The following is a 9,530-nucleotide window of genomic DNA, read 5'->3' on the forward strand; positions in this document are numbered from 1 at the left end:
GAGGCATATGGATCGAGCATCATCAGCAAAGCCGGCGATCCTGAACAACCAAGCTTGCTATAAAGGCGGAGGGGACGCGGCGTGAGTATCGAAGGACATTCAACGGCGCCGGGCGCAAACGTCATCGTCGAGCACTATTGCTGTGACGCTGAATGCGGAAAGTGGGGAGGATTTGGATTCTCTGCCGGGAAGGCGCAGGAGACGCGCTGGTGGTGCTGGGAGCACTACCCACACAAGGAACCGACCAGCGGTCCGGTGAAACCACAATGATCACTGCAATGCTGATGTGCGCCAGCCTGACAGCGGTCGACGGCCACACCGTGCACTGCGACGAGCAGCTTATGCGACTGCTGGGAGGGGGAGCGCCGTTTCGGATTTCTCTTCCGATCGCCTCATGGTCTCAAGGATCATATCGACCTTGGTCGTGAGCACCACGATTTCATCGAAACATCATCCGCTGGTGCCAAATCCTTGCCTTTTCGGGGCCATGCCTGCCTTATGATAAACCGCCGCGTGCGGTGGCACACCTTTTGCACGGTTACCGATACGTTAGTTTGTCGGGAACCAAATGTAATGAAATGGGACACCTCGGCTGCATTTGACCCTGTCATCCTTGTCTTCAAGGATGGGAGCAAACGTGTGATTGTCCGAACGGTCGGAGAAGCCGCCAACGCCCTGATGAGGGACTGGCCCTCCGACGACGGAGACGAGTTCCTTGCTGCTATGAAAGCCTGCATGGACGTGATGATTGGCAAAGCTGAACCCGAGCATTTACGTCAGGCGATTATCCGCGCCGCAGACGAAGCTGGCGTAACGGCCATCGCCGTTCTTCACTGAGCCAAGCGGAGCGTCTATTGATCCGACACGATTAGGCGCGTACTCGACCCGCCGCCACGCTCACCCTGACGAGTTGGCAATGGGAGAGGCCCGGTCAGCACGAGGGATCGGGCCTCTGTCAACCCTTGAAAATCACGCTCTGTTCCATATCTCCAGTGAGTTATTCGATGATCGGAGGAAGCAATGAGCGCACGTCAAATATGCGAGCGTGATCAGGCTCTGACGTCGGAGGACCTTGACGTCTGCCAACAGGTCTTGGACGCCGTAAAGGCGGAATTCCAACTTGCCGACGACGATGAAGAAACATCCCGATCCGCTGCGATCACGATCGAACTTTACCGCCAGGGAGTTCATGATTTTGACCGGCTGAAAGTTCTGGTCTTTGCGGCCAGAGGCAAGGTTTGACGGGAACCTTTAGGTATCGCTGAAGTTTGAGCAGCATGGGCCACGCGGCGGATCCACGTCCCCTTGACCCTTCAATCAACTCCGCGGTCGTGTCCCGGGGCGAGGTGTAATTCGACGGTAGCTACGCCGCTCGCGAGCGCGCCCACAACAGCGCTAAGCGATCGCCAAAAAGGCAGCCACTGCGTTCGCCGCCGCAGAGATTGCTTGTATATGATCCAACATCCGTTTCGCCATATGTATTTCGCGCCGATGCGATCGGCCGGTTGTCAGAATAACTCTGCGGAACTTTGTCGCGGTAGCTCCGCTCAACAAGCTTAATCTCGGCGATTGATCCGGCAGAGCCGACCTCGGGTGCATATACTTGATCAAGCATGCGACTATCCCCGGTAAGTTCAGACATCTTGAATCGCAACTGCTCAACTCGGGGCTAATCGGAATGCAATGTTACACTGACATCAGCCCCAACTTCTGCGCCGTTCCGGTAGTAGAAGTCATCCGCCATTGCTTTCGCGGCCAACCGTTCGACTTGTTCTGGCATTAGCGCTTCTCCTGCCCGTTCAAGCTCCGGTAAATTACCGGCTAGGGTAGTGGCAAATTTAGCGGATCCGTACTCATCCGGCCTCGAGACGTAAAGCTCCCCCGCTTCGCCCAATGCGATCGCACTGCCTGGCAGGGAGCTGGTGACGTTTACTTGGTTGATGCAACTCATCCCCACAGGACATGGCCTTCCCTTGATCAGCCGTGCCCATTTGGGACCCCCGATCATCACAGCGAAGTACATAGTCCCGGCCTCCGCTTTTGAGACCTGGCTGGCAATTAACGCATCATAAAATACTCTGTGTGTCTGCCTCCACGGACGTACGTGTCTGTCACAATAATGGTCATGGATCACAGCAGCTTTGATGAATGCCGCCTCGAAAGGCGCGCCGACGAGGGGTTGAGTCCAAGGCGGGATGGACGCCCCATCAGTCAGCAGACCTTTACTTGCCTGCCAACCCAGTCCACTCCCGTCCACGAAGCCAAAATCCTGGCCCAGCCGGCAATTCCCTGCACTCTCGCATCCGGGCGGCAGGAGTTCGAGGCTTCCGACAAAGTCTGCCTGCGAAGCAGGAACAAAGGCGAGTGTGGCCGCCAGGAAAACGGCAATTGCCGCTGGGAAACGCCGATTGATTCTTCGGTACAACATCACTCCCTCTCTCTCCTCAGTGCTGATACGCCTTGTACTTGATCACTCCCAGGGCATGATAATTTGGGTAACGTCGGCGAGCGGGAGCGTGATCTCGCCTTCCACAAGATCATTGATTCGCAGTGCTCCCGAGGGTTGGCAAAATTGCTCATTGACTAACTTTCTAAAGAACTGGGTATTCTGATCGATGAACCGCGTCCAAGCTGTAACACGGCGCCCCCCCTCTGCCGTTGTACGAAGTCGGACTGCTTGTACTTGGCTCTTATGCAAGGGAGTGCTGCAGATGGCCAACTGGCTAAGAGGCGTGACGAGATCGCCGACGTAGGTCTTGCGCACACGGCTGCCGTCTTCCGTCACGAACGCCTCCACGGAATAGTGGCGCACTGCGACCGCCTTGGTGATGTCGAGGACGCGTGCACCGCTGCTGTCCGGGTTGCCGCTGGCATCCAACAATGGCCAAGAGGCAAGAAGCAGCCTCGCCTTGAGCTTGCGACCGCTGGTGACGCCTAACCTCCTGAGGACGCCCGCTGCGAAAGCAGCCTGCGGCGCTGCCCACGATGTCGCAGCGGCAACACCGCTTGAGTCGCGGCCTAAAAGATCAATTGCGCCTGACGGCTCTCCGGGCGCATAGAGTTGGACCGTGGTTTCCCCAAAACCGGAGAAATCTGCTCTCCGCAGGTCCGGTGTTGCAGCGCCCACGACGAGGACACGCCGCGAGGTGCCTTGCCACCGTGCCGTGTTGGCCAGGCAAGGCGGGCATGGAAAAACTTCGTCGAGACCCTCCGGTCCATTGCCGGCGGGTACGATCAGAAGTTCGAAGTCGGGGCTGCTATCAATGTAGTCTTTTACAGACTGCGCGAAGCTCAAGCCACCATTTCCTACCGCGATAAAACTGAAATTTACAATACTCGCCTGTTCTGTGAGATGTTCCATGGCCTTGATGTAATTGTCTGACTCCAGACCTAGGCGATTGGCCCCGCAGGCGTTGGGAAGAACGCGGAAAAAGGCAATGCGCGGAAGAACTGCGCCAACAGCCGGAGCCGCTGCGAGCAGCCTCACGCCGGCGGCGAGTGATGCAACCATGGCACCATGACTCGCGACGAGTTGCGAATCGTTGTCCCAAAGCGAATAATCCGGCGGGGGTAGGTCTCCGCACAAAGCCACATCGCCGATTACCTCGCCACTATCATCCCGCCCCGCCCCGAACCCAATTGGGTTGTCGATGACACCATCCCCATTGTTGTCGATTCCGTCGGCACCGTTTTCCTCGATGGTCGCAAATATTCCAGGAGGCAAGGGAGCACCACTGCTATCGCGAAGACCTCCTTCTGCGATGCCAATGATTGTCTGCTGAAGCGGCTGGCCGGAAAGTGCCGCAAGAAGCATTTTCTGCACGCGCTCAACGTCGTATGGCCATTGTCCACCTGCAACCGCGGGACGAAGGGTCGCTTCAGCATCAAGCGTCGATGCGGCTAGCGCTGCGTCCACTGGAACGATGTCTGGGATGAGTGCCCCGGGGATTTCAGGAATAGAGGTCGGTCCGGGTAATATGGGGTTCAGCGATGAAGGGAGCTGCGACGGAACAGGCGCCCGAAGAATTTCAGGACCAAAAGTCGGTGCAGGTCGCACCGGGTTTGGCGATGAAGGGAGCCACACTGGAACGAGCGGCCCCGGCATAGGTGTCGGAAGCGTTCCTGCCCGGTCATCGCTCAACACGCGGCCCCCAGATGGAGGAAGGCAGTCCGCTCCTATACAGTCCTCAGCATCTCGAAAGGGTGCTACCAGGTAACTAAAATCGCTGTCGAGCAGGTAAACTCCCAATCGTAACAGACAATCCTCAGCGCTCTCGCCACCGCAGCCAAGTCGCTCGGCAAAGCGACTGACGAGTTCCTCGCGCCTCCCCCAAGGGGCACGGCTGGTGAAGCGAGTCCAGTCAGGAATCTTTGGGAACGTCACCTGATCTCCCGGAAGAATTTTTCCATCGCGACGATGCGGACTGAGCACCAAGTCTGGCACCGAGCTCGGGTGGAGGCCGTAGCGCTTCGCAAGCGCTTCCAGTGTGTGCCCTGGACGAACGGTTTTTGTCTGTGTCGGTCTCCACTTCAAACACGGCGAGTAGCTAACTAGCCAGCCATTGTCCTTCGCCTCCTTATCCAAGTGAACTGGCAACTTTCCATCACAGATCCGACGGAGGACGGCTTCGAAATCTTCGCCGTTAGCCACCACCACCTCGATTGGCTCGGCCACTTCGGCAAGCACTGACTCAACTAGGTCGGCGCGACTTGGATCGACACGGATAGCATAGTTGCGCCCTTCCGCGGAGACATCCGTTATCCCGCACCCTATGCCAACGAACACTCCTAGCGCAAGAATACGCGTACCCATGTCAAAACCGGCAGTTCGGGATACTGGTCGGGGTACGGAGCCCGCAGGCTTGTACATCGCCGTCGTCCAGCCACTTTCCCGCCCATTCTCCGAATTCCGGAGTTCCAGTCGAAGAGACGAGCGAGGTGCTGTAAGTCGTTCGACTTATGTCAGCGTAGAACACGCGTGAGTTGACGCCGATGATCATGCGGCCGAGAATGCTCGCGCCTTGAGTGTTTGTTCGCCGGAATGCCGGCCCCCCACTGTCGCCGGGGCAGAGATTCGCGCCAAGCAGGGCCGTAAACAGGTTATTGTTCTCGGCCGGCGTGTAGTACGCGGCCCCCATCGACTTATCTTCCGATGCCGAGGTCTCGACGACGGTGTTAAATCCATAGCGGTAGTTACCATCAGCATCGCCTTCAGCGACGACATCGCTGCGGCAGCCGTATCCTGTGAGCAAGATTGGCCGAGTGAGGAGGTCAAGCATTGGCGCCAAGTCGACCGTTTCATAGCGGAACCCTGCAGGCTCTGCGAAGGGAGAATTGAGCTTGCATAGCGCGTAATCAGCAGACGCATCATTGCCCGTTTCGTATTGTGGATGGCGGACACAATCCGTTGCATAGTGTTTCCCAGCATAGGAGAAGTTGACTTTACCGTTCGCCGGCACACAGTGCGCTGCAGTCAACAGCACCTGCGGGCCGATGAGCGCGGCAGTGCAGGAAGCAGTTCCCTGATCTGTTTCAAACGTCGCATAAAGCGATGCGGGCCAATCAGCGGGATTGGCAATATAACCACGGCGAAGTTGCGGGATTGCTTGGTCGCCCTGCTGCTTGAGATCCGCCACGGCGGCGAATTCCACACCATCGGCTGGCCTTTGCACAGGCGTCAGAATTGGACCGTCTGCTGCCAATGCATCCCCGGCAGCCCATTGGGCTGCCGGGGATGCGGCGCTACTTCCAGTACCTGTGCGTGATGTGGTAGGCATGCTTACTAGGGCTGTCGCCTGTCCTGCTTGAACTGTGCCAAGCTCTCTCTGCGCATCCGATGCCTGCTCCCACAGGATGCCCAGAGGGGCCATCAGCGATCCCGCCCAGACAACAAAGGTATTGATCTCCACCTCTTATCCCTCCTCCGTTACACGCCAGCGCTCTGACCGCTTGCCTGAGCTTCGCTCAATCACGACATCAGCGAATTCGCGTTTGCTGGACATGAACGATTCACCGTCAATTCATGGTAAAGCATAGACTTCCGACTAGGGATCAAGTACGAGCAGAGCACTTTCGAAGCGAACATTGGCTTGCGGGCTGGCCATTGCGTCAGACTCATTTGCGAGACCGGTAGTCGGCTCGAATACAAGGTTGGGCCGTGCGGTCGCGTCGGCCGCTAGGAGATGCAGAACATTCGTTACATCAAAGGTGAAGCTCCTGGTGCTTTCCGCGTGGGCCCGGTGAGTACCTGCGCTTGGGGCCGTGAGATTAAAGAAATTGATGACGCCGATCGGCTCACGGCGGCCGCTCCCGTCAGAAAGATAGACGTTGTAAAGAACGCCAGGACTGACATCCGCCTGCAGGCCTTCGACCACGATGACAGCGCGGCCTCCGGGGGTTGCCTCCGCGGAAGCGAGGCGCTCACGCTGGGCCGAGGGAACATTGACTTTTACCGTCGTGACGCCGCTCAGAAGCTGCGTCGGCCCCACGAGCTCAATGTTGGCCGCGTTACCTGCGCCGTTGGGTGCTGCCTGTGCCAACGTGATCCTTTCTGCGGGAGCTAGCGCGATGGTGGTCGGGCAACCGCCCCCGGTCACGTAGGAATAGCCTAGCTGCGAGAGGCTGAGCATGTCGCCGACCCGGCGCTTTACGGTGCTGCCGTCTGAGTCTACGAATGTGAACTCGGTGTCGAGATGGGCTTGGCCGCTGGGCGACCGTCCTTCCTCATCGACCTTAAGCCAACAATCATAGAGTCGATCGATGTTCGTGTGGTGCGCATAGAAGATCGGATCGAGCGCGGAGGACGGCACGGCACCCATCAGGCCATTCGGGCAGCTTCCCTCGATGAGTGAGCAGTGAACAGCCCCGTGCGGCGTCTGCTCAATTGAGCCGCTAAAGGAGTCATAGGTTGGGCTCGACATCGCAGCAGAAGCGGAGGAGACGTTGGGGGAAAGGGCCCCCGTACCGTCATTGAGTACGGTGCGACGTGCGTCAACGCGCAATGGATTGGGGACTGTGTTCCCGCCCTCGTCCGTGTAGGTTGCATCGCGATAAGCGGCCGGCAACGTCGGATCGCTTGCATAGTCCCAGTATGGCAGTCTCAGAGAGGGATCGCGGGACGCCGCTTGCAGTACGCGCTCGAAATACCACAGATACATGCGATGCCAGGTGAGAAAGTACTCGGTGCCATGCTCGCAACGGCACCAGGTTGCGGTTTCGGCCGGGTTCCCGGCCGTGAAGCTTTGAACGTCCGCCATGCCGGCGCCTCGGACAGGACCTCCGCATTGCGGCCCGAAGTGGGCATGCATGTTGGCCCAGTACACCCAACTGCGCCGGAACTCAGCACTGTCGCGAGGTGAATTGTTCCACGACATCATTTGCGCGACGCCGCGCCGAAGCGACATTAGCTCTTTAGCAGTAAGCGCATTAATGGACTTTCGTTGCGCCTCAAGGATCCCAGGCCGAGGAGAGCCCGCGACTGTCGCGCGTTGTTTCGCCTCGTTTACGGCGGCCTCGCCGTTCACAATCCCGCTTCCGCACAATGACGTGTCACACTGTCTCGTGGTCACGCTTGGGAATGGCATCGATGTCGACTGGAGTATCGTTAAGACCTCGTCAGGCTCTACGGTCGGATAGGCTTGATAGATCAAGGCCGCTACGGCCGCGACGTGAGGTGCGGCCATGCTTGTGCCCTGATAGGCCTCGTAGCTGTCGTTGCCAGGGCCTCGCACGCCGTCGTTAAGCGTGGAAAGTATGCCATTGCTCAAGCTGACGAAAGTTTCGCCTCCGGGGGCCGCGAGTTTCACTAGCCGTCCGAAATTCGAGCCGCGTCCAAAACCGCCGAAAGATGCTCTTGCGCCAAGGCGGTTGGTGGCGGCTACACTGATGACACCCTCGCAATTTGCCGGTCGGAACCCGGACGAATCGGAATCACTATTTCCCGCGGCGACGACGACGATGGCCCCTCGCCGGCGGGCTTCCAGGATCGCATCGGCATAGTCCGAATCGCACTCACCCGGCCCACCAAGACTAAGATTGATGATCTGGGCCGGTCGGGTGTTTTGCGGCACCCCCACGAGAGGCGCCCCGGCGGCCCATCTGATCGCGTCTGCGATGTCGAAACTCGATCCGCCGCACTGACCCAGGACACGCAACGGCATAATCTTTGTGTCCGGAGCAACTCCGGCGATACCCTCATGATTGTTGGTTACCGCCGCGATGGTTCCGGCGACATGCGTCCCATGCCAGCTACTCATCGGATTAGGATCGGTCGGACACCAATCGCCGGGGTCGGATGGATCCCCGTCACGACCGTCTGTATCGTTCGACCGGCTGGAATCGGTCACAAAGTCGTAACCGTCGATCAAGTTCGCAGAGAGATCCGCATGCCTACGAATTCCGGTGTCTAAGACCGCGACCACCACATCGTTCCCCGTCGAGTTAGCCCAGGCGGGAATGGCATGGATGCCTGCCGCGTTGTCGAGCAGATCCCATTGATCGCTGAATAGAGTGTCATCGGGCTCCTGCTGCGCCCTCTCGATCTTCTCAGGCACGGCGTATTCGACGTCCGGAGACTGGGCAATGCTTGATGCAATCCGACCCAATTCTTCCGCACTCACTGCTCTGTCGAGCACTACTGTAGCGATGCTTTGCGTTACTGGGACAGTTCTCTGAACCCTCGCGTCGCTGGTGCGAGCGACAGTGGCATTTAGAGCAGGAGCCGCCACCGTTGTCGCGCTCGCGCGATATTTCACACGAATGCGCGGAAGAACCGGCACCGCCTGCGCTTCAGCCGCCGCTCGTGTTTCTGGCTGTCCGGCGGCTTGGGCTGCTGTCCGCGCCCGAGGTGAGTTCAGGTTTGGCTCGAAGCCTTCGGCGCTGTTGGTCAGCAATAAGGGAGCGCAGCCGAGCGAGGCTGCTACGATGACATGCTTGCGTGTCATGGAGCGAAGAAGTGCACACATGGACGTCTCCCCAGCGACAGACCCAGTGCCTTTGTCGACCGAGTCTCCCCCAATAATTCTCACTGAACACTGCGACGCGTTGAAAAATACGCCAAACCTTCCTCTCGCCGCGAGGGCAGGAAGAACTCTCGAAACTACATTCTGCAAATTATCAGCCCCACCGATTTGAGGTGCCTCTGCAACGAGGCCGTCAAATCGTTGGAAACTTCACGAGCATTTTTTTCGCTGCTACGAAGTTCACACTAGTAATTTAGCATGACATAATTTACACGCAATTGCTAGTGGATTTCGAGGACTAATAAACGACGGGCTTGCACAAGCATGAGGCGAACGCCTTTCGCGGCCAATGCAAGTTCGCTCCGACAAGCGCGGAAACACATATCTGTCTTTATCGCAGCCTATGGAACTGAGCGCGCATTGATGTCCGGCGCCCGAAGCTGCCTTCCTCGCGTTCCATGTATCGACCAAGAATACGGCATCAAGGACGTAAAGCAGCCGCTTTTATTTGCCGCAACTAGAGCAGATCCTGTTTAATCTGGGTCATATCCTGCGGCCTTGAAGTAGTTG

At 58.1% G+C, this 9,530-nt stretch carries 7 protein-coding genes; 2 read left to right on the forward strand and 5 right to left on the reverse strand.

Annotated features, from left to right (window positions below):
• Window positions 1–573 precede the first annotated feature (573 nt).
• Together FHT75_RS35435 and FHT75_RS35440 are read left to right on the forward strand one after the other, a co-directional pair.
• A complete protein-coding gene (locus FHT75_RS35435; protein WP_183845819.1) occupies window positions 574–837 on the forward strand; it encodes a DUF982 domain-containing protein in 264 nt (87 codons plus the stop codon).
• A gap of 183 nt (window positions 838–1,020) precedes the next feature.
• The gene (locus tag FHT75_RS35440) at window positions 1,021–1,242 is read left to right on the forward strand and encodes a hypothetical protein (protein ID WP_183845818.1); all 222 of its coding nucleotides are present in this window, start codon (window positions 1,021–1,023) and stop codon (window positions 1,240–1,242) included.
• A 121-nt stretch (window positions 1,243–1,363) separates the two neighbouring features.
• Here FHT75_RS35440 and FHT75_RS35445 read toward each other — a convergent pair whose 3' ends face one another.
• The 5 genes from FHT75_RS35445 to FHT75_RS35465 all read right to left on the reverse strand — a co-directional run bounded on the left by FHT75_RS35445 (window position 1,364) and on the right by FHT75_RS35465 (window position 8,963).
• Window positions 1,364–1,615 carry a hypothetical protein gene (locus FHT75_RS35445; RefSeq protein WP_183845817.1) on the reverse strand — a complete coding sequence of 84 codons (252 nt, stop codon included), beginning with the start codon at window positions 1,613–1,615 and terminating at the stop codon, window positions 1,364–1,366.
• Window positions 1,616–1,669: 54 nt separating this feature from the next.
• Window positions 1,670–2,428 (reverse strand): DUF1353 domain-containing protein, encoded by a 759-nt coding sequence (locus tag FHT75_RS35450; protein ID WP_183911616.1) that lies wholly within the window; start codon window positions 2,426–2,428, stop codon window positions 1,670–1,672.
• A 42-nt stretch (window positions 2,429–2,470) separates the two neighbouring features.
• On the reverse strand, window positions 2,471–3,814 hold the full coding sequence (locus FHT75_RS35455; RefSeq protein ID WP_246713048.1) for a S8 family serine peptidase: 1,344 nt from the start codon (window positions 3,812–3,814) through the stop codon (window positions 2,471–2,473).
• A 1,000-nt stretch (window positions 3,815–4,814) separates the two neighbouring features.
• Window positions 4,815–5,909, reverse strand: coding sequence for a S1 family peptidase (locus FHT75_RS35460; RefSeq protein WP_183845814.1), 1,095 nt, complete (start codon window positions 5,907–5,909; stop codon window positions 4,815–4,817).
• Between the two features lie 135 nt (window positions 5,910–6,044).
• The gene (locus tag FHT75_RS35465; protein WP_183845813.1) at window positions 6,045–8,963 is read right to left on the reverse strand and encodes a S8 family serine peptidase; all 2,919 of its coding nucleotides are present in this window, start codon (window positions 8,961–8,963) and stop codon (window positions 6,045–6,047) included.
• Between the last annotated feature and the right edge of the window lie 567 nt (window positions 8,964–9,530).

The sequence above is a fragment of the Rhizobium sp. BK112 genome, from assembly GCF_014193215.1.
In the GTDB taxonomy this organism is placed as follows: domain Bacteria; phylum Pseudomonadota; class Alphaproteobacteria; order Rhizobiales; family Rhizobiaceae; genus Rhizobium; species Rhizobium anhuiense.